The sequence below is a fragment of the Sphingomonas sp. ERG5 genome (genome assembly GCF_000803065.1).
Taxonomy (GTDB): domain Bacteria; phylum Pseudomonadota; class Alphaproteobacteria; order Sphingomonadales; family Sphingomonadaceae; genus Sphingomonas.
Genome location: NZ_JSXI01000026.1, coordinates 51179 through 69047, shown reverse-complemented (window position 1 = coordinate 69047; position 17869 = coordinate 51179). Strand labels below are relative to the sequence as shown.

The 17869-nt window shown below is 64.1% G+C and carries 23 protein-coding genes; 12 read left to right on the top strand and 11 right to left on the bottom strand.

All coding sequences use genetic code 11. The features are described 5' to 3' along the window. Positions 1–120: 120 nt before the first annotated feature. Positions 121–879 (bottom strand): hypothetical protein, encoded by a 759-nt coding sequence (locus tag OO12_RS10820; protein ID WP_034158688.1) that lies wholly within the window; start codon positions 877–879, stop codon positions 121–123. Between the two features lie 125 nt (positions 880–1004). Here OO12_RS10820 and OO12_RS10815 point away from each other — a divergent pair, with 125 nt between their 5' ends. Next, on the top strand, positions 1005–1184 hold the full coding sequence (locus tag OO12_RS10815) for a hypothetical protein (RefSeq protein ID WP_034158687.1): 180 nt from the start codon (positions 1005–1007) through the stop codon (positions 1182–1184). Between the two features lie 117 nt (positions 1185–1301). Here OO12_RS10815 and OO12_RS10810 read toward each other — a convergent pair whose 3' ends face one another. Then, positions 1302–2591: an MFS transporter gene (locus OO12_RS10810; RefSeq protein WP_034158686.1), complete on the bottom strand. Its 1290-nt coding sequence runs from the start codon at positions 2589–2591 to the stop codon at positions 1302–1304. 172 nt (positions 2592–2763) lie between these two features. Here OO12_RS10810 and pgsA point away from each other — a divergent pair, with 172 nt between their 5' ends. Genes pgsA through OO12_RS10795 form a run of 3 tightly spaced genes read left to right on the top strand, consistent with a single transcriptional unit; the run spans position 2764 to position 4034 of the window. Beyond that, positions 2764–3330 carry a CDP-diacylglycerol--glycerol-3-phosphate 3-phosphatidyltransferase gene (gene pgsA / locus OO12_RS10805; RefSeq protein WP_034158685.1) on the top strand — a complete coding sequence of 189 codons (567 nt, stop codon included), beginning with the start codon at positions 2764–2766 and terminating at the stop codon, positions 3328–3330. A gap of 3 nt (positions 3331–3333) precedes the next feature. Further along, positions 3334–3591, top strand: a complete 258-nt coding sequence (moaD, locus tag OO12_RS10800; protein WP_034158684.1) for a molybdopterin converting factor subunit 1 — start codon at positions 3334–3336, stop codon at positions 3589–3591. After that, a complete protein-coding gene (locus tag OO12_RS10795) occupies positions 3588–4034 on the top strand; it encodes a molybdenum cofactor biosynthesis protein MoaE (RefSeq protein WP_034158683.1) in 447 nt (148 codons plus the stop codon). The genes moaD and OO12_RS10795 overlap by 4 nt, the downstream gene beginning before the upstream one ends. On the opposite strand, the gene OO12_RS10790 is transcribed toward OO12_RS10795, so the two are convergent. Both OO12_RS10790 and OO12_RS10785 read right to left on the bottom strand, forming a co-directional pair. Beyond that, positions 4031–4594, bottom strand: coding sequence for a fasciclin domain-containing protein (locus OO12_RS10790; RefSeq protein WP_052215755.1), 564 nt, complete (start codon positions 4592–4594; stop codon positions 4031–4033). The two genes, OO12_RS10795 and OO12_RS10790, sit on opposite strands and share 4 nt — an antisense overlap. Positions 4595–4756: 162 nt before the next feature. After that, positions 4757–5656, bottom strand: a complete 900-nt coding sequence (locus OO12_RS10785) for a hydrogen peroxide-inducible genes activator (RefSeq protein ID WP_034158682.1) — start codon at positions 5654–5656, stop codon at positions 4757–4759. Between the two features lie 147 nt (positions 5657–5803). On the opposite strand from OO12_RS10785, the gene OO12_RS10780 reads away from it, so the two are divergent. Together OO12_RS10780 and OO12_RS10775 are read left to right on the top strand one after the other, a co-directional pair. Continuing rightward, the gene (locus OO12_RS10780) at positions 5804–6346 is read left to right on the top strand and encodes a peroxiredoxin (protein WP_034158681.1); all 543 of its coding nucleotides are present in this window, start codon (positions 5804–5806) and stop codon (positions 6344–6346) included. A 67-nt stretch (positions 6347–6413) separates the two neighbouring features. Continuing rightward, positions 6414–6935, top strand: a complete 522-nt coding sequence (locus OO12_RS10775) for a carboxymuconolactone decarboxylase family protein (RefSeq protein ID WP_034158680.1) — start codon at positions 6414–6416, stop codon at positions 6933–6935. A gap of 140 nt (positions 6936–7075) precedes the next feature. Here the strand turns inward: OO12_RS10775 and OO12_RS10770 are convergent, their stop codons facing one another. Both OO12_RS10770 and OO12_RS10765 read right to left on the bottom strand, forming a co-directional pair. After that, on the bottom strand, positions 7076–7726 hold the full coding sequence (locus OO12_RS10770; protein ID WP_082006475.1) for a cytochrome b: 651 nt from the start codon (positions 7724–7726) through the stop codon (positions 7076–7078). Further along, the gene (locus OO12_RS10765; protein WP_034158679.1) at positions 7723–8799 is read right to left on the bottom strand and encodes a catalase family peroxidase; all 1077 of its coding nucleotides are present in this window, start codon (positions 8797–8799) and stop codon (positions 7723–7725) included. The genes OO12_RS10770 and OO12_RS10765 overlap by 4 nt, the downstream gene beginning before the upstream one ends. Positions 8800–8951: 152 nt before the next feature. On the opposite strand from OO12_RS10765, the gene OO12_RS10760 reads away from it, so the two are divergent. Then, positions 8952–9467 carry a sigma-70 family RNA polymerase sigma factor gene (locus tag OO12_RS10760; protein WP_082006474.1) on the top strand — a complete coding sequence of 172 codons (516 nt, stop codon included), beginning with the start codon at positions 8952–8954 and terminating at the stop codon, positions 9465–9467. Beyond that, positions 9464–10234 (top strand): anti-sigma factor family protein, encoded by a 771-nt coding sequence (locus tag OO12_RS10755; protein ID WP_034158678.1) that lies wholly within the window; start codon positions 9464–9466, stop codon positions 10232–10234. Before OO12_RS10760 ends, OO12_RS10755 begins: the two co-directional genes overlap by 4 nt. 111 nt (positions 10235–10345) lie before the next feature. Here OO12_RS10755 and OO12_RS10750 read toward each other — a convergent pair whose 3' ends face one another. Then, a complete protein-coding gene (locus OO12_RS10750) occupies positions 10346–11113 on the bottom strand; it encodes a sulfite exporter TauE/SafE family protein (protein WP_052215747.1) in 768 nt (255 codons plus the stop codon). A gap of 169 nt (positions 11114–11282) precedes the next feature. Here OO12_RS10750 and epsC point away from each other — a divergent pair, with 169 nt between their 5' ends. Both epsC and OO12_RS10740 read left to right on the top strand, forming a co-directional pair. Next, entirely contained in the window at positions 11283–11969 is a 687-nt protein-coding gene (gene epsC, locus OO12_RS10745; protein ID WP_034158677.1) for a serine O-acetyltransferase EpsC, read from the top strand. Between the two features lie 21 nt (positions 11970–11990). Next, a complete protein-coding gene (locus OO12_RS10740) occupies positions 11991–12335 on the top strand; it encodes a DUF2794 domain-containing protein (protein ID WP_034158676.1) in 345 nt (114 codons plus the stop codon). Positions 12336–12397: 62 nt separating this feature from the next. Here OO12_RS10740 and OO12_RS10735 read toward each other — a convergent pair whose 3' ends face one another. Next, the gene (locus tag OO12_RS10735; RefSeq protein WP_034158675.1) at positions 12398–13429 is read right to left on the bottom strand and encodes a hypothetical protein; all 1032 of its coding nucleotides are present in this window, start codon (positions 13427–13429) and stop codon (positions 12398–12400) included. Positions 13430–13496: 67 nt separating this feature from the next. After that, positions 13497–13940: a nuclear transport factor 2 family protein gene (locus OO12_RS10730; protein WP_034158674.1), complete on the bottom strand. Its 444-nt coding sequence runs from the start codon at positions 13938–13940 to the stop codon at positions 13497–13499. A gap of 79 nt (positions 13941–14019) precedes the next feature. On the opposite strand from OO12_RS10730, the gene OO12_RS10725 reads away from it, so the two are divergent. Continuing rightward, positions 14020–14916: a LysR family transcriptional regulator gene (locus OO12_RS10725; protein WP_034158739.1), complete on the top strand. Its 897-nt coding sequence runs from the start codon at positions 14020–14022 to the stop codon at positions 14914–14916. Positions 14917–14919: 3 nt separating this feature from the next. On the opposite strand, the gene OO12_RS10720 is transcribed toward OO12_RS10725, so the two are convergent. Next, entirely contained in the window at positions 14920–15819 is a 900-nt protein-coding gene (locus OO12_RS10720; protein ID WP_034158673.1) for an SDR family NAD(P)-dependent oxidoreductase, read from the bottom strand. Between the two features lie 102 nt (positions 15820–15921). Beyond that, entirely contained in the window at positions 15922–16203 is a 282-nt protein-coding gene (locus tag OO12_RS10715) for a hypothetical protein (RefSeq protein ID WP_034158738.1), read from the bottom strand. A gap of 299 nt (positions 16204–16502) precedes the next feature. Here OO12_RS10715 and OO12_RS10710 point away from each other — a divergent pair, with 299 nt between their 5' ends. Further along, a complete protein-coding gene (locus tag OO12_RS10710) occupies positions 16503–17810 on the top strand; it encodes a serine hydrolase domain-containing protein (protein ID WP_034158737.1) in 1308 nt (435 codons plus the stop codon). Positions 17811–17869: the final 59 nt, after the last annotated feature.

Sequence of the window (17869 nt, the reverse complement as noted above, 5' to 3'; positions counted from 1 at the left end):
CGCAATCCGCACCATTAATACGCAGCTGGTTCAGCCACCCCTCAAGTTTTTTGCGTTAATTTTGCGCATTTGTCGTGCGACGATCGATGCGCCAGGCATCGAACATATTGGATTTACGGGCTATTCGCCCGGTGCCGGTGGCCCGTTCGATGACTTTTCGGTGGTGATGGTCAAATCGTAGCGGATCCGCACCCATGCACCGATCACCGGACGGCCATTGATCCGGGGTGGCCTGACCCGGAACTGCCAGGCGGCCTGGCGCATCGCCCGCGCCAGGCCGGAGCCTTGTGGCGATTCGCCGAGCACGCGGCAATTCTCGACGCGGTAATCGGGGATCGTCTTGCACGCGATCAGCCCCCACCCGGTCTGATGGGCGCTGGCGGGAAGATAGCCGTTGATCTCGGCGGAGGTCGGTTCGCGGTACCATTCGGCGTTGTAAAGCGTCTCGCCGCCGGGGCCATCGCCCGGGCCGTAGGTGGAGGCGCTGTCCTTGCCCGACGAGTTACCCTCGCCGCTGCCGGGGTGTTTTGGCAGTTTGGAAAGGTCCGCGGCTTCGAACATTTCCTTTCCGCCGATCAGGAACGGCATTTCGGGCTTGGGCGGCGTCGGTGCGTGGGCCTCGGCCGGCGGGGTCGGGCGCGGCGGGGGCGATCCGCCGCTCGGGCGCTTGGCCTTGGCGACGATCGGTGATGGCGGTGTGGGCTTGGGCTCGGGCAATATCCGGAAGGTCTTTGGCCTGGGCTGCTCGGGGGGCGGGGGCGGCTGTGCCGGGGCGAGTCGAACCAGCACGATCACGACCAGGATATGGGCAATGAGCGCCAGCCCGAGGGCCGTGGCGCGGCGGCGGTCCGACGAGGATTGATAAGACGCCGGATACATCGCCGCATGCGCCTAGACCTCACGACGCCGCGCCGCAACTGCCATGTGCGACCGTCCCGAATTAAGACTTTGGTAACCATAAGTTGCGCTGGTCGAAATCGTAAACGCGGCGTTAACTGTTGGTCATGCGAAGCCAGTTTGCCCCCGGCGCTCCAGCGCCCCGTCACCCCTTCCGGCAGACCCTCGCGCCGGCGAGGAACGTCTCCAGAAACGTTCAGCGCCTGCGCAATGACGATGGTGATCTGAAGCTCTTCGTGCTGAGCTTCACGGCGTTTTTCATCTGCATCTACAGCTTCATTTTCTGAGCCTGGCCCTGCGCCGGAGCATTTCCACGCGGCGTTGATCCCCATGCTCCTGTTCGCGCTGAGCCTGTCGGAGAGTCAGTCCGAACGGGGAGCGGGTTGGCGCCGCTGGATCAAACCCTAGTCGCAGGCCAGATGCAGCTTCTGTGCGATCCAGGCCGAGACCAGGCACATGCCTGCGACCAGCAACAGCATGTCTTCAGGCGATACGCCGAGCCAGATCAGGAACAGCACCCCGAAAGCGCCGACCGTCATCGCGCCGGAATTGACGACATTGTTCGCCGCCACCGTGCGAGCGGTCTGATCCTTGGTCACCGTGGTGGTGAGGAAGGCATAGAGCGGCACCACGAACATGCCGCCGGTGATCGCGATCGCCAGCAGCGACAGGATCACCGGAATCGAACGCGGCTGGGTGAGGAATTCGACGATGCCGTAAAGATGCCCGTCGCTGGCGGGGATCCAGCTCCGCGCGAGCAGTGAGAAGACCACCACGAACCCGCCCATCGCGATCACCGAGACGGGTGAATATTTCGCCGAGATCTTGCCCTTCAGCATGGTGTTGATGACCACCGACCCGATCGCGACACCCACGGAGAAGATCGCGATGACCATGCTCGCGACGCGCTCGTCGGCGGTCAGCACATTCTTCACCAGCGGTGGGAAGATGATGATCAGCACTGAGCCGATCGTCCAGAAGAAGGAAATGGCGCAGATCGCGAGGAACAGGCGCGGGATGTGCATCGTCGCGGCGATCAGCCGCCAGGACGCGGTAAAGGGGTTGTAGTTGAGCTTGAGCACGGCGCCTTCGCGCGGCGCCGGCGGCACTTGCCGGCCCGAGAACCAGCCGATCAGCGCGACCACCAGGACGGTGATCGCCGCTCCTTCGGCCGAAATCCAGCCGGCAACCACGGTGCCCATCAGGATCGCGAGATAGGTGCCGGCTTCAACCAGGCCGGTACCGCCGAGCACTTCCTCGGGTTTCAGGTGCTGGGGCAGGATCGCATATTTGATCGGCCCGAAAAAGGTCGAATGGATCCCCAGCCCGAACACCGCTGCGAGCATCATGAACATGCCGACCCCGGTATGGCCCGCCTTGGCGACGAGCAGCCCGGCGGCGCCGAGCAGCATGATCAGGATTTCCGCCGTTTTCACGATGCGGATGATCTTCGCCTTGTCGGTGGTGTCGGCAAGCTGGCCCGACAGCGCCGAGAGCAGGAAGAAGGAAATGATGCTGAGCCCGGTCGCGAGCGCGTTGAAATTCGATTCCGTCGCCGGGTCGTTGAAGATTTGATAGGTCGCGAACAGGACCATCGAGGTCTTGAACAGATTGTCGTTGAATGCCCCGAGAAACTGGGTGGTGAACAAGGGCAGAAAACGGCGCTCTTTCAGCAACCCGAGCGCAGTGAGCATGGTCAAATCCGGCCTTGTTTGTGGCGAAACGGTGACGCGGACATAGACGAGGCGGTGGCAGAGCGGCAACCGGTTATCTGGCGGCCATCCGGGGCGTCCGGCCTGGGCATCTGTCCCACCAGCGCTTCCGTGATGGGTTTCGCCGGGCCGTGGGCGGGTCTAGAGCGATGTCATGCTGACGCTGCCCAACCTGCTCACTCTGTCGCGAATCGTCGCGGTGCCGTTGCTGGCATGGTTCCTGTGGTGGCCGGGCTGGCCCGCCGGCTATCTGGCCGGGTTCGTGCTGTATTGCCTGATGGGCATCACCGATTATTTCGACGGCTATCTGGCGCGTGCGCAAGGGACCGTCTCGAAGCTCGGCGTCTTCCTCGATCCGATCGCCGACAAGATCATGGTCGCCGCGGTCATCCTGTTGCTGGTGAGCACCCGCGATACGAGCCCGGCGGTGATCACCGGCATTCATCAGGTCGCTGCCCTGGTCATTTTGCTGCGCGAGATCGCGGTGTCGGGGCTGCGCGAGTTTCTGGCGCAATTGCAGGTGTCGGTGCCGGTGTCGCAGCTCGCCAAATGGAAGACGACGCTGCAGCTTGTTTCGCTCGGTGGCCTGATTCTCGGTGGCGGCCTGCCGGCCTGGCCGTGGGTGCAGTCAGTCAGCCTTGCCGCCTTGTGGGGCGCGGCGGCGCTGACCCTGGTGACCGGCTGGGACTATTTGCGCGTCGGCCTGAAGCATATGGATTGAGCCGTGGCGATCGACATGTTGTATTTCGCCTGGGTGCGCGAAGCGATCGGTGTCGGGCAGGAACGGATCGATCCGCCTGAATCGGTCTCCACGGTGACGCAACTGATCGACTGGCTGGCCGCTCGCAGCGACGGGCACGCGCGGGCGTTCGCGGATCGGAGCCGGTTGCGGGCCGCGGTGGATCAGCTGTTCGTGCCGCTCGAGGCACCGCTCGGCCGCCCACGAGAAGTGGCGATCTTTCCCCCGGTGACCGGCGGATGATCCGCGCTGTCGTTCAGGCCGATCCGATCGATCTCGCACGAGAGCTCTCGGCAATCGAGGCGCACGGGGCAGGGGGTATCGCGACCTTTACCGGCCTGGTTCGCGCCGATGACGGCGTCAGTACGTTGGAGCTCGAACATTATCCCGGCGCGACTGATGCGGCATTGCTGGCGCTGGCCGAGCAGGCGGCACGACGCTGGTCGCTGCTGGCGGTGACGGTGATTCACCGTGTCGGGTTGATGCAGCCGGGCGAGCGGATCGTCTTTGTCGGCGCCGCCGCCGCACATCGCGCACCGGCCCTGGAGGCCTGCGCTTTTCTGATCGACCGGCTGAAGACCGATGCGCCGTTCTGGAAACGCGAAACGCGTGGGGGCAATGCCCGCTGGGTCGAACCGCGCGGCAGCGACGATGCCGCCGCCGCGCGGTGGAGCGAACCGGATTAGTTCAGTTTGGGCAGGACCACGCCGTTGACGACATGGACGACGCCGTTCGACTGACGGACGTCCGGCACTTCGATATAGCTTTTGTTGCCGTTGACATCGATCAGCGCCACGGCTTGGCCTTCCTTCGTCACAGTCAGCGGCTCGCCTTCGACCGTCTTCAGCACGACCTTGCCGCCGCCGGCGTCGATCTGCGCGAGCAATTGTGCGCCGGTGATCGTGCCGGGCACGACATGATAGGTCAGGACCTTGACCAGCGTCGCCTTGTTCTCGGGCTTGAGCAATGTGTCGACCGTGCCGGGGGCAAGGCGGCTAAAGGCATCGTTGGTGGGCGCGAAGACGGTGAACGGGCCCGGACCCGACAAGGTGGCGGCAAGATCGGCGGCCTTCACCGCGGAAACCAAGGTGGAGAGATTGGGGGCGGCACCGGCATTGTCGACGATCGTCTTTGTGGCATCCATTGCCGCACCGCCGACAGCGGGATTGGCTGGTTGCGCCGCCGCCGGTGCTGCCTGAGCCGCCGGTGCGGCCGTGTCCTGCAACGGGCTGGCAGAAGCCGTCATTGCGGCCATTGAAAGAGCGCCGGCAAGCGCCGCCAAAGGGAGTTTGGCAAAGGAATTCATCTGTCTCTCCAACTTGTAAAACCGTGTCGTGCCGGGTCCGGCACGCGGTTAAATGTACGATTCAGCGCACAAATGGGTTCCGCCGTCTGTCGTGCGGACTGCTCAGTGCACCTCGGCGAGCACATTCGCGAGCAGGCGGAAATCCTTCTCGCGCGGGCTTGCACGGCGCCAGACCAGGGCGATCTGACGTGAGGGATTCTCAGCGTCGAGCGCGCGGGCTGTCAAGCCGGTATGATCGAGAATACCCGCTTTCAGCGCCATTTCGGGCAGCATCGTCACGCCCAGGCCATTGTCGACCATCTGCACGATCGTGTGCAGCGAGGTGCCGAGCATGGTCGCTTCGGCGCGCAATTCGGGGCGGTTGCATGCGGCGAGCGCATGATCCTTCAGGCAATGCCCGTCCTCGAGCAGCAATAGCCGGGTTTCGTCGATATCGGCGGCGCGGATGGTGAGTGACGAACTGCCCAGCTCGGCCTCGGGCCCCGCGACGAACAGCCGGTCGTCGAACAGGAATTCGCTCGACACCTCGCCGCAGGCATAGGGAAGGGCGAGCAGCACGCAATCGGTACGGCCATGGTGCAGGCCTTCGCATGCGGCGGCGCTGGGCTCCTCGCGCAGAAACAGCTTCAGATCGGGGTAATCACGGCGCAGACGCGGCAGGATGCGCGGCAGCATGAACGGCGCGATGGTCGGGATCACGCTCATGCGCATCTCGCCCGACAGCGGCCGTCCGGCGGCGCGGGCAAGGTCGCCCAGTTCTTCCGCTTCGCGCAGCACGCGGCGGGCTTTGTCGGCGATTCGGTCGCCAAGCGGGGTGAAGCGGACGACGCGGCGTGTCCGCTCGACCAGCACCACGCCGATCAGCGTCTCGAGCTCGCGGATGCCGGCGGACAAGGTCGATTGCGTGACGAAACAGGCATCCGCCGCGCGCCCGAAATGGCCATGATCCTGCAACGCGACGAGATATTGCAGCTGCTTCAATGTGGGGAGATAGGTGGCCATTGATTGTCTCTATCGATCAGGGCGAGCAGAATAACCTGCTTGATCGATCAAAAGCCAGTGCTTATGTGCGGCGCAGCAAAGAGGGCGGTTCACGCTCCGCTGCGAGGATGTCCGAACGGCCGACCCATTTCCTTGAGGAGGCCATCAATGCTCACCATCGGCGACACGCTCCCCGATTTCACCGTTCCCGTCCAGCAGGGCGTGGACGCCCTTCCGGCTGGCGAGACGCTCAGCCAGGACAGCTTCCCCGGCAAGTGGAAAGTGCTGTTCTACTGGCCGAAGGACTTCACTTTCGTGTGCCCGACCGAGATCGTCGGCTATGCCAATCTCAAGGACGATTTCGCTGATCGCGACGCCGTGCTGATCGGCGCGTCGACCGACACCGCGCACGTCCATCTCGCCTGGCGCAAGTCGGATCCCGATCTGGCTGCGGCTGACTTCCCCTGGATCGCCGACAATGGCGCGGTGCTGGCCTCGGCACTCGGCATTCTCGACAAGAATGAACATGTCGCGTTCCGCGCGACCTTCATCATCGATCCGGACAACATCATCCAGGCGGTGCAGGTCAACGGCCTGAACGTCGGCCGCAACCCGGCCGAGACACTGCGCGTGCTCGACGCGCTGCAGACCGACGAGTTGTGCCCGTGCAACTGGAACAAGGGCGACGACGTCCTGAAGCTGGCTGCCTGATCAGCACAGAAGTTGAGGGGCGCGGGGCCATGCGGCGCCGCGCCCTTTATTTTGACCGGAGACCATCATGTCGCTCAAGGATTTCGCGGGCAGCTTGCCCGATTTCGCCAAGGACATCCGGCTGAATGTCGGGTCGCTGCTCAATGAACAGCATTTGCCCGATCAGCAGAAATTCGGCCTGTTGCTGACCTGCGCCCACGCCACCGGCTACAAGCCGCTGGTCGATGTGACTGAGGTCGAAGTGGTGGGCAAGCTGACGCCCGAGGCGGCCAATGCGGCGCGCGCCGCGGCGGCGGTGATGGCGATGAACAATGTCTATTACCGCTTCACGCATCTGGCCGGGAATGACGAATATCAGCGCATGCCGGCCAAGCTGCGCATGAATGTCATCGGCCAGCCGGGGATCGAGAAAGTCGATTTCGAACTGTTCAGCCTCGCCGTGTCGGCGATGAACGGCTGCGGCATGTGCATCGACAGCCATGAGCAAGTGCTGAAAAAGGCCGGTGCCTCGGCCGAGGCGATCCAGACCGCGGTACGCATCGGCGCGGTGATGAAGGCGGTCGCGACGGTTCATGCCGCGGTGAATTAGGTCTCACGGACAAGGTTTGACGTGAGAGTCGTCGGTTTATTCAAGGCTGTCTGTTGGAGGCAGCCTTGGGTGAGCGGATCAGGGCATCGCCACCGGATACGACCAAAGCAGAGAATCTTTTTTTGCTCGCCGCGCTCGCTTCAGTCGGCCTCCGGATAGCCTTTGCCTTCGACGTCTCGAGCGGTCGCCGCTTCCGGAGCAGCAGCGTCGACCGCTTTCGGCCCATCGATCAACGCGTCGTCCTTGGCTGACACTGGGTGACCCACTGTCATGCTCCTCAGCACACCGTCCTTGCGGATCAGACCGTGCACCAGCGCGGCCGCGAGATGCGCGAGGATGAGTGCGAAGAACAGGAAGGCGACGATCGTGTGCACTTCACGCAGGAAAGCGTATAGATCGAGATTATGCGGGAGGATCGGCGGGAGCACGAACCCCTTGGTAACCTGGATCGGATAGCCGCCGGCTGACAGCATCGCCCAGCCGATTAGGGGCGTGCCCATCATCACCGCATAAAGCAGCACATGCGAGCCCTTGGCGACGCTCTTCTCCAGCGGCGAGAGGTCGTCGGGTAGCGCCGGCGTTCCGGTCGCGAGCCGCAACGGTAGCCGGATCAGGACGAGCACCAGGATCGCGATACCAATCGGCCGGTGCAACGCCAGCAGCGCGGGGTAGGGTGGTCCGGCGGTGGAGACCATGCCGACTCCAATGAACAGCATGGCCAGAACCATCACCGCCATCAGCCAGTGGAGGGCGCGCAGCGCCGGGTGGAAATCAGGCGACCCGCGATTCATTGCCCCCGCTCCTTGACCAAAAGCCCGCCGGCGGCGCTGGGTCCTGCGCCCTCTTGCGCGCGCCGAGTGAAGGAGGAGGAATAGGCCTTGGATCGTGCGGCGAGCAGCGGATCGTCGGACAGGCCAATCCCTTGCGGCAGGATCGTCGGATCGAAATTGAGATCGCGGCAGGCACCGGTCTCTTCCGGCTCGACACTTGTTATCACAAGGGTTCCGGCCTCGATTGTGCGATGCGGACCGGTCCATGCCACAATTGCCTTGTCGGTCACATCGTCGGGATTGGCGACGACCAGTCGCAGGCGCCAGCGCGATGGCCCCTTTGCGGTACGTGCGATCATTTCCCGAAGCAGATAGTCACGGGGCAACTGCTCGAGATGCGCCTTGTCGAGCCCGGCGAGCGGCGCTTGGGGGTCGAATTGCCAGCGCACCAGGGTGTTGGTCTCTTTCCCGCTGATGAAGCGGAAGGCATTGATGCTGTAATAGGTCGCGTTGGCGAAGCTGTTGGGAAGGACCGCCTTCGCCATGTAATCCTGGAATGCCCTCACCTCGGGATGGGCCGCCAGGAATGTCTTCATCAACGCCGGATCGGGCTTGCCCGTCTTGGGGTCGGGACGGGTCGCGCGCTGCAGGGCGATGAAGGACGCGACCTCGGCGACCGGGAAGATCGGCGTGTGGTCCATCGCCATCCGCCATTGTTGTCCATCCGGCGTCTTCAGGATCAATGCCATGGAATGGAAGACGTTGCGTCCGTCGGTCGCGAGCGGGTTGCCGCCCGCTACCGAAAATCGGCCGATGACCGGATAGCTGCCTGGCACGAAGGCTCGCGCGGAAGACAGCTCAGTACCAGCGCGATTGGCTTCGAAGGTTCCACTGAAGCAAAGCCCTTTGGCATGGGCGCGGCGATAGCCGGGATGGTTGCCGCCATTATATTCAAGCGCGGCGATGATGTCGCCGCCATTGATGCGGCGCGGGCCAATCCAGCCAGCCGCCCAGGTGAAGCAGCCAATCAGCAGGATGACGATTGCGCCGATCAGCGCATAGGGTCCGAAGGGGACGCGTCTATCGGATGACATGGGCAGGTCCGATCTTATGGAAGATGAGCGCGTGACGACGAAACTATCGCGACTATTCCAGTGACGGCGCAAATTATTTTGCTGAGTGGAATGAAAACCAGGTGTCGCGCGTCCTACCCTCCATGGTGTCCCTGATGCGACCAAGCGGTGATATGATCATCGCAGTACAACCGATTATCCCCGCGCTACGGCGGTACGCGCGGGCGTTGCTGCGGGATCGCGACGACGCCGACGATCTCGTCCAGGACGTGTTGGAGCGTGCATTGGGCGGCTGGCACCAGCGGCGGGAGACGGGCAGCGTGCGAGCCTGGCTGTTCGCGATCCTTCACAATCTGGCGATGGACCGCTTGCGGCGGCGCGCGAGACGGGGGGTCGCCGCCGCTATCGAGGATGTGCCAGAGGCGAGGTTGGCTTTGCCGCCGCAACAGGAATCGGGGCTCGCCCGGCACGACATCCTGGCGCTGGTGTCGCGCCTGCCCAAGGAGCAGTGCAGTGTGCTCTTGTTGATCGGCGTGGAGGACCTCAGTTACGCCGAGGCCGCGGCGGTCCTGGATGTCCCGCAAGGTACGGTGATGTCGCGGCTGTCGCGCGCGCGCGAGCGGTTGCGTCTGATGATGGAAGACGGAGCCGACGTCGCGTCGCGTCCCAATCTGAGGATCGTATCGTGACCAATGCGCCAGTGACCGAGGCCGAACTCCAGGCGTATGTCGACGGTCGTCTGCCGCCTGAGCGGGAGATCGCTGTGGCGACATGGCTGGCCGAGAGGCCGGAAGAGGCGATGCGTGTCAGTTTCTATCGCGCGCAGCGCGATGCGCTCCGCGCGGCGACGGCGCCGGTAGCTGAAGAGCCATTGCCGCCCGAACTCGATCTTCTTCTAAGGGCACGACCCCGCCCGGCGTGGTTCGGCCGCGCAATGATAGCAGCCGGTATGACTACTCTGTTCTTGGCCGGCGGTGGTACTGGTTGGGCCCTGCGCGACTGGAGCACCCCACCGAACGCCGGGACAGCGGCTTTGGCGCGCGAAGCAGCCGCCAGCTACACCGTCTATGCCAATGACAGCCAACGCCCCGTGGAACTGGCGGCCGGCCAGCAGCGCGAACTCGACGGATGGTTTTCGCAACGATTGTCGCGACCGGTTCGCGCGCCTGACCTCAGACCGGCCGGTCTGCAATTGATCGGCGGACGCCTGGTCGCGACCGATCACGGCCCCGCCGGGCTCTATTTGTATCGTGATGCGGCAGGGAGTCGGGTCGCACTCTATGTCCGGCCAATGCAAACCGAAGGTACCGACCGCATGAAACGCCGCGAAGCAGGAAACGTACGCGGCTGGACCTGGGCCGATAACGGGCTTGGATTTGGCGTGTTCGGGACCTTTTCCGGTGATCGACTGCACAATACGGCCGACATGGTGCGCGCTCAGTTTCGCGTGACCTGAAGCTCTTGAGCGAGGTTTCGTGGCAGCCGGCCTGACTTGCGCCGGGCGACATGCCTGGGCCGCTCATCTGCAAAGTGCCTGATCGCCATTTTTAACGCGCGGCACTCTTGCTCAGGTCACTGCCCGGTAGAGATTGAACAGGCTGGTGAGCGTCAGGATGACGCCGACCGAAAACATCAGCGTCTTGGCGGGCACGCGTTTGGCGAGGATCGCACCGAACGGCGCCGCGATCACGCCACCGATCAGCAGGCCGATCGTCGCCAGGGTGAAGGCCGCCAGTCCCAATTGCGAGATGAAGGTCGCGGAGATCGTCGCGGTCAGGAAGAATTCAGCGGTGTTGACCGTGCCGACCGTCATGCGCGGGCTCGCGCCCTGTACGAGCAGATTGGACGTCACCACCGGTCCCCAGCCGCCGCCGCCCGCCGCATCGAGAAAGCCGCCGATCAGCCCGAGCGGTTCGACGATCTTGGGTTCCTTCTCACGCGGTGGATAGCGCACCGCGCGGAACAGCAGATACAGGCCGATCCCGGTCAGATAAACGAGGATGAAGGGCTTGGCGGTGCTGGCGTCGATGTTCGACAGGACATAAGCGCCGAGTATGCCGCCGATCACCCCCGGTATCATCAGCCGGAAGAATAATTTCCAGTTCACATTGCGATGAACCGCATGGCTGATGCCCGACACGGCGGTGGTGAAGGTTTCGACCGTGTGCACCCCTGCGGATGCCGCGGCGGGCGGCACGCCAAGGAACAGCAGCAGCGAGTTGGAGATCACGCCGAATGCCATGCCCAGCGCGCCATCGACCATTTGCGCCGCAAAACCGATCGCGATGAACGGAAGAATAGCCTCGATGGTTTCGATCGACAGATACGAACTCAAGGCAATCCCCCAGAACAATTCGGCGCAATGTCAGAATGGTCGAGATCGCGCACCGGTGCATATCCTACAAGCAAGATAGGGTTTGTCGGCAGAAAGTTACGATGGGGCGGTCCTTTAATTCGCCGGATTGAACGACTAGATATGGCCCCGCGACTAAGGGGACGCAACGATGGGAAGCCTGACCGCCTATCTCGATTCGATCAAGGCGCGCGATCCCGCGCCGCGATCGCGGTTGGAGATCATGACCTATCCCGGCGTCTGGGCGCTGGGATATCACCGCATCGCGCACCGCCTGTTCAAGGCGCGGCTGTATTTCCTTGCGCGCGCGGTCAACCATTTCTCGCGCTTCCTGACTGCGATCGACATCCATCCGGGTGCGACGATCGGGCGCAATTTCTTCATCGACCATGGCTTTGTGGTGATCGGCGAGACTGCCGAGATCGGTGACAATGTCACGATCTACCAGTGCGTCACGCTCGGCGGAACCAGCCCCGACAATGGCATTCAGGGCAAGCGCCACCCCACCTTGTCGGACGGCGTGATCGTCGGATCGGGCGCGCAGGTGCTTGGGCCGATTGTCGTCGGCAAGGGCGCCAGGATCGGGGCGAACGCCGTGGTCACGCGCGAAGTGCCCGAAGGTGCGGTGATGGTCGGCATCCCGGCGCGCGCGACGATGGTCGAGGGCGGGCAGAAACAAAGCGGCTTCCTCGCTTATGGCACGCCATGCAGCGACATGTTCGATCCCGCGACGCAGAAGGTCGAACTGCTGCGTTGCGAGCTCGAGACGATGCGCAAGCGACTCGATGCGCTGCTCGCCGAGCATGAAGGTGCGACGCGAGAACGTGACCGTGCCTGACCGTTTCATGCCGGAGGCTTGATGGGAGTCGTTACACCCTTTCCCGCGCCGCAGCGTGCGCCCCTGCAAGTGGGGTTCGAACGCGCCGAACTGACCCGCATTCTCGATCTTTATGGCCGCATGGTCTCGGCCGGATACTGGCGTGACTATGCGATGGATCTGGGCCGCGATGCCGCGGTGTTCGCCGCGTTCCGCCGCGCCGCCGAACGGCCCGAATTCCGCATCGAAAAGCGCCCGGCGCTGCGCAATCGCCAGGGAATGTGGGCGCTGATCAGCGAAAGCGGCGCGGTGCTGAAGCGTGGGCATGAATTGCCCGCTGTGCTGGCGCCGGTGGAACGTCGGCTGATGAAGCTGGTGGCGGATTAAAGAAAACCCCGGCCGCCTTGCGGCAGCCGGGGCAGGGGTCCGTTCGAACGGATCGGTTGGTATCAGGCTGGCACCGCCGTCGTGACCGGCGGCAAGCGGTCACCGAGGCTGCCGAGTGTGCCCACCACGGTCCGGCGCATCGTGTGCCAGAAGGCCGAGAGCGTCAGCAGCGCGGAGCCGATCACCAGCGCGGCGATCGCGGCGCTGAGTTCGACTGCGCCCGCGCTGTTGATGATCGCGTACATCGCATAAAGCACATAGACGAGGCTGGAGACGAGCAGCGCGCGGCGGTCGATCGCCAGGGCGACGAACGCGAACACGAGATACAGGCCGAGCACGATCACCGCGGTGCCCATGCCGATATCATTGCCGAAGATGCCGAGCATCTGGAATACCGGATGCGCGATCATCGGCGCGGCGGCGAGATGCAGCCAGAAGGCGACATCCGCGCGGCGCGTACGGCGTTCAGGGTCGGACATGTCCCACCACATCGCCAGTGCGAACACCGCCAGGCCACCGACGAGCACGATCGGGTAGATCGCGTCCTTCGCGACGGGAACGGCGGCAATGACCAGGCCGGTGGCGGTCGCGACCAGCGCCGCTGCGCCCGCCGCGACAGTGATCGGCACCATGAAACGGCGCCAATGCACCCAGGCGGCGCCGGCGGTGATCAGGGCGATGCCTGAGCCGATCGCGGCATTGATCTGTTCGGGCAGATTGGGATCGATCTCCACCACCGCGCCGATCATCGTCGCCGCGACACCGCCGACAAAGGCGAGCAGCAACAGGATGCTGGGCAGTGCCATGCGGCGCTTGCGGGTGAAATATTCGGCGAGCAGCCATGACGTGATCGCGACGGCCGCCCCCGCTGCCGGTTCCGCGATCACCTTGCCGATCTGCGCCACAGCAACGAGCAGCAGCGCGATCGCGATCGAGACGAAAATATCGTTGAAGCCGGTGAGCAGCCGGAAATGCTCCTCATCCACGGCCGGCGTATCCCGCAGTCCGGCAATATGGTTACGCAGCGCAGCGGCGGCATCGGAGGTGATAACCCCCGCCGCCACTGCGCCGTCAATGTCGCTTTCGCTGTACATGACAATCCTCCCTGTTCGTGCCGGGAGAATAGCATTAGTGTATTGGCTATACAATACACTAATGCACTCAGCCTTCCAGGGCTGCCATCGCCTGCTCATAGGTGCCGAGTTCGCGATCGATCAGCGCCGTATCCATATATTCGATCAGTTCGATCATCTTGCCGTCGGTGAAGCGGCAGATCAGGCAATATTGATTGTCGTACCGACCGCCGCGCTTGGTGCGGACATCGCCCTGCACCTCGACCACGACCAGGTTGCCCTCGGCGATCATCCGTGTGGCGCGGCTGCGATACTGGCCCTCGAACAGCGCGAACAGCGGTCGGAACAGGTCGCGGCGGACCGTATCGAGACCCTCCCAGCGTCTCGACCAGCTTGCTGACCCGGTTGCCTGCCAGGCGAAATCGGGATGCAACGCCGCGCCGAAGACGCTGCGGTCGCCCATCGCCATCGCATCGAAGATGCGTTTGACGATGGCCCGGTTCGCTTCGGTGCTGTTCGTATCGGCGCTCATGGCAATGCTCCTTCTTGTGTCGGAGCGGTTTCTGGATCAGGTCAGACAATAACAAAAATGCATATGAATGATGGATGTCATGCCAAAAGCTGATTTACGGCATTATGACCTCAACCAGTTGGTCGTGCTCCGCGCCTTGCTCGACACGGCCAATCTGACCCGGGCCGGTGCAACGGTCGGGCTGTCGCAGCCGGGCATGAGCCGCGCGCTGGCACGTCTGCGCATCGATTTTGGCGATCCGCTGCTGATCCGTTCGGGCGCGGCGATGTGCCGGACACCGCGTGGCGATGCCTTGCGTGACACGATCGAAGAGTTTCTCGATCGCGCGGCCGATCTCTACCAGCCCGAGGCATTCGTGCCGGGCGAGGCCAGGCAGGTGTTCCGCGCCGCCATGCCCGACGTCGTGGCGACCAGCCTGTTGCCGCCGTTGATCGAGATACTTGCGCAAGAAGCGCCGCATTGCCGGCTGGAGGTCATCGGCTGGCCGGGCCGCGCGCCGGCACGCGGCGGCGAGGTCGATTTCGCCATTTCGACCGAGCCGCAAGTCTATCACGGCTTTCGCATGCGCAGCCTGTATCAGGATCGCGACCTGCTGGTCCACCGCGCCGCGCGGCAACGCGATTATGATGCGAAGGATATGGCGGCGATGCTTGAGCTGCCGCATGTCGCGGTGATCCCCGCCGCTCTGGCGGAGGATCCGGTCGAGCCCTGGCTGCACGGCCAGGGTCTTGGCCGGCATATCGTGGCGACGGTGCCGACCTATCTCCAGGCCGCGCATTTGGTGTCATGCAGCGATCTGGTTGCGATCGTGCCGGGGCGGTTCGCCGCGACTGTCGCCCGCCCTTTGGGGCTGACCGAGACGGCCTTGCCGATCGATCAGTCGCCCGATCAGCAATGGCTGCTTTACCCCGCGCGGCTGGAAGCCGATCCGGCATCGGCCTGGCTGCGCGGGGTCATCATGCGTCTGGTGCGATAAGGTTCAGCCGCCCTGCAGCTTGCGCATGATCGACATCGACTGTTCGGCGCCCGATTGCGGGGTGAATTCGCCGGTGCGGTCGGTGATTTCCGCCCAATGCGCGGCAATGCCTTCCGCCGACAGCTCGTCACCGGTCAGCAGCTTGCCCTGAGTCAGCGTGACATAGGCGGCCTGGAACACGCCCGCGCCCGCGCCGACGATCATGTTGGTCGGTGCGTCTTCCGACACGAGATAGATTGCCGCGGGTGCGACCTTCTCGGGGGCGAAGGCGGCGAACGCTTCGGCCGGGAACAGATCCTCGGTCATGCGCGTGCCGGCCGTCGGGGCGATGGTGTTGACCTTGATGTTGTTCTTGGCGCCCTCGATCGCGAGCGTCTTGGTCAACCCGGCCAGGCCGAGCTTGGCCGCGCCGTAATTGGCCTGGCCGAAATTGCCGTACAGGCCGGTCGAGGACGCGGTCATCAGGATGCGGCCGTAATTCTGCTCGCGCATCGTTTCCCACACCGCCTTGGTGCACATCGCCGAACCGTTGAGATGGACATCGACGACGAAGCGGAAATCGGCCGGCTCCATCTTGGCGAAGCTCTTGTCGCGCAGCACGCCGGCATTGTTGATCAGGACGTGGACGCCGCCCCACTTCTCCTTGGTCTTGGCGACCAGCTCGACCATATGCTCATATTCGGTAACGCTGCCGCCATCCGACATCGCTTCGCCGCCGGCCGCCTTGATTTCCTCGACCACCTTCAGCGCGGCGTCGGAATGGCCAGTGCCGTCGCGCGACCCGCCCAGATCGTTGACCACCACCTTGGCGCCGCGGCGCGCGAGTTCAAGGGCGTAAGTGCGGCCAAGGCCCCCGCCTGCGCCAGTGACGATGGCGACGCGGTTATCGAAGCGGATAGTCATGCGAAAAGCTCCCGAAAAACGTTCGAGCGCTTCCCTAGGACAACATTACGTTTAGGGAAAGCCGTTCGGACGCGCGTTTATGGCGCGCGCCCGAAAGACGGCTCAGTGACCGCCGCGCTGCATGCAGTGATCGGTTTGGCCGCGCTTGCACGGCGGATATTTGGCAAGCGGTGCGGGGGCGGGGTACGCCTGATCGGGCGATGGCGCCTGGCGGAACACCACGGTCGCGCCGGGTTGCACCGGCCCGCTCAGCGCCGAGCCGGTCGGGCCATAGCCGCCGGGTGACGATCCGGCGCTCGTTGCGGGCGCGGCCTGTTGGGCGGCGTCCTGTGCCATCGCGGGCGCTGCGATCAACGCGGCGGCGGCCAATAGGATCAGCTTCATCAAGGGTCTCCTGATAGCGTTGCGCCGAACATGGCGCGCCACCCCAACGCGCATCTTGCCCATTGGCTCCAGAATATCGTCACGCTTCCGAATCGAGTGCGTATTCGGCCTTTCCGATGGCGCGGACGATGCCGGCACGCTTTCGGTATGTTGGCGGTCGACCCGGGCAGTCAGCTGGTCGAAAAAGCCCGGCTTTCTCTGGTGCATTTGCCGAGATTGGCACAGAGAGCCGCGGCTCAATGATCGATCGTTTGAGCTTTGCGAGGGAAGTCGAAATACGAATGCGGAAATTGAATGCTATGCAGCGGCGAGCCGGCAAGCGCTACATGGCTCTGGGGTTTGCCCTGCTTGCCGGCGTCGGTGTGACGTTCGCCTTGAGCGGCGGAAGGCCGAGCACCACCGAGAAACAGGCAACCGCCGCGACGAGCGCCCAGTCGACCGGCCTGTCGATCGACCTGGCTCCTGACGACCAGCCATCGCGGGTCGACTATCGGCGATTGAATGAGCGAATCCTCAAACTCATGCAGCAGCCCGACATGGTCGGCCTGGCGGTCGGCACGGTCGAGCGCGGGCAGGTCCGGTTTTTGCGCGGCTATGGCGAGACGCTCGCGGGGACGGGTGACCGCGTTACGCCCGATACCGTGTTCCGCTGGGCATCGCTTTCCAAGGGCGTGGCCTCTGCCCTGGTCACCAAACTCGCCGCGGATGGCCGGCTCTCCCTCGATGCGCCGCTGGCGACCATGGGCACGACCCTCACGCTGCCCGGCGATACCAGCCGCGCCACCGTGGCGGATCTGCTCTCGCACCGCCTCGGCCTGGTGCGCAACGCCTGGGACGACCGGCTGGAAGCGGGTGAGGACCCGAAGCTGATCCGTGCCCAGCTCGGTACGCTCCCGCCTTACTGCCTGCCGGGTACCTGTTACACCTATCAGAACATCGCCTTCGACGCCGCGTCCGAGATCGTGGAACGAGTCACGGCGCAGAACTATGGATCGGTCGCTCGCGCGCGGCTGTTCGTGCCGCTGGGCATGACCAGCGCAAGCGTCGGCCGGGCCGGGCTGGAGAGTTCGGCGAGCTGGGCGCGGCCGCACCATCTCGCCAGGACCCCCGCGACGGTGACGGACATCTATTATCGCGTGCCCGCGGCGGGTGGCGTCAATTCTTCGATCAGCGACCTCACGCGCTGGATGCGGGCGCAGATGGGTGACGCGCCGGGCGTGCTGTCGCCCGCAATGCTGGACATCATGCACCGGCCCAGGGTGGCGACGCCGCCGCACGGCCCACGCGGGCCGATGGATCGTGCGCTGGCGAACGCCTCCTATGGCCTGGCCTGGCGCAGCTTCACTTATGCCGGCCATAAACTGGTCGGTCACCGCGGTTCGGTCGACGGCTATGGCTCGCTCATTCTGTTCGACCCGGCGGAGAAGAGCGGCATCGTGATGCTGTGGAACACCAACCGGGCCATAGCGGCGCGCCTGCAGCTCGAATTCTTCGACATGCTCTATGGCTTGCCGCCGACCGACTGGCTCGATCTCAAGGCGCCCGCGGCGCCGGATGCCGATCCCGCCGGTGCTCCGGTCGGATCAGCTGGGGCACGACGGAAATAGGGGAAATAAGCGCGCGGGGATTCTTTTTGAGGATGCGCCTTCAGCGCATCCTCAAAAAC

What these genes read in the sequence shown, in the direction of transcription:
- OO12_RS10820 (WP_034158688.1), bottom strand. Translation starts at nt 879, where the DNA reads ATGTATCCGGCGTCTTATCAATCCTCGTCGGACCGCCGCCGCGCCACG.
- OO12_RS10815 (WP_034158687.1), top strand. Translation starts at nt 1,005, where the DNA reads ATGCGAAGCCAGTTTGCCCCCGGCGCTCCAGCGCCCCGTCACCCCTTC.
- OO12_RS10810 (WP_034158686.1), bottom strand. Translation starts at nt 2,591, where the DNA reads ATGCTCACTGCGCTCGGGTTGCTGAAAGAGCGCCGTTTTCTGCCCTTG.
- pgsA (WP_034158685.1), top strand. Translation starts at nt 2,764, where the DNA reads ATGCTGACGCTGCCCAACCTGCTCACTCTGTCGCGAATCGTCGCGGTG.
- OO12_RS10795 (WP_034158683.1), top strand. Translation starts at nt 3,588, where the DNA reads ATGATCCGCGCTGTCGTTCAGGCCGATCCGATCGATCTCGCACGAGAG.
- OO12_RS10790 (WP_052215755.1), bottom strand. Translation starts at nt 4,594, where the DNA reads ATGACGGCTTCTGCCAGCCCGTTGCAGGACACGGCCGCACCGGCGGCT.
- OO12_RS10785 (WP_034158682.1), bottom strand. Translation starts at nt 5,656, where the DNA reads ATGGCCACCTATCTCCCCACATTGAAGCAGCTGCAATATCTCGTCGCG.
- OO12_RS10780 (WP_034158681.1), top strand. Translation starts at nt 5,804, where the DNA reads ATGCTCACCATCGGCGACACGCTCCCCGATTTCACCGTTCCCGTCCAG.
- OO12_RS10775 (WP_034158680.1), top strand. Translation starts at nt 6,414, where the DNA reads ATGTCGCTCAAGGATTTCGCGGGCAGCTTGCCCGATTTCGCCAAGGAC.
- OO12_RS10770 (WP_082006475.1), bottom strand. Translation starts at nt 7,726, where the DNA reads ATGAATCGCGGGTCGCCTGATTTCCACCCGGCGCTGCGCGCCCTCCAC.
- OO12_RS10765 (WP_034158679.1), bottom strand. Translation starts at nt 8,799, where the DNA reads ATGTCATCCGATAGACGCGTCCCCTTCGGACCCTATGCGCTGATCGGC.
- OO12_RS10760 (WP_082006474.1), top strand. Translation starts at nt 8,952, where the DNA reads ATGATCATCGCAGTACAACCGATTATCCCCGCGCTACGGCGGTACGCG.
- epsC (WP_034158677.1), top strand. Translation starts at nt 11,283, where the DNA reads ATGGGAAGCCTGACCGCCTATCTCGATTCGATCAAGGCGCGCGATCCC.
- OO12_RS10740 (WP_034158676.1), top strand. Translation starts at nt 11,991, where the DNA reads ATGGGAGTCGTTACACCCTTTCCCGCGCCGCAGCGTGCGCCCCTGCAA.
- OO12_RS10735 (WP_034158675.1), bottom strand. Translation starts at nt 13,429, where the DNA reads ATGTACAGCGAAAGCGACATTGACGGCGCAGTGGCGGCGGGGGTTATC.
- OO12_RS10730 (WP_034158674.1), bottom strand. Translation starts at nt 13,940, where the DNA reads ATGAGCGCCGATACGAACAGCACCGAAGCGAACCGGGCCATCGTCAAA.
- OO12_RS10725 (WP_034158739.1), top strand. Translation starts at nt 14,020, where the DNA reads ATGCCAAAAGCTGATTTACGGCATTATGACCTCAACCAGTTGGTCGTG.
- OO12_RS10720 (WP_034158673.1), bottom strand. Translation starts at nt 15,819, where the DNA reads ATGACTATCCGCTTCGATAACCGCGTCGCCATCGTCACTGGCGCAGGC.
- OO12_RS10715 (WP_034158738.1), bottom strand. Translation starts at nt 16,203, where the DNA reads ATGAAGCTGATCCTATTGGCCGCCGCCGCGTTGATCGCAGCGCCCGCG.
- OO12_RS10710 (WP_034158737.1), top strand. Translation starts at nt 16,503, where the DNA reads ATGCAGCGGCGAGCCGGCAAGCGCTACATGGCTCTGGGGTTTGCCCTG.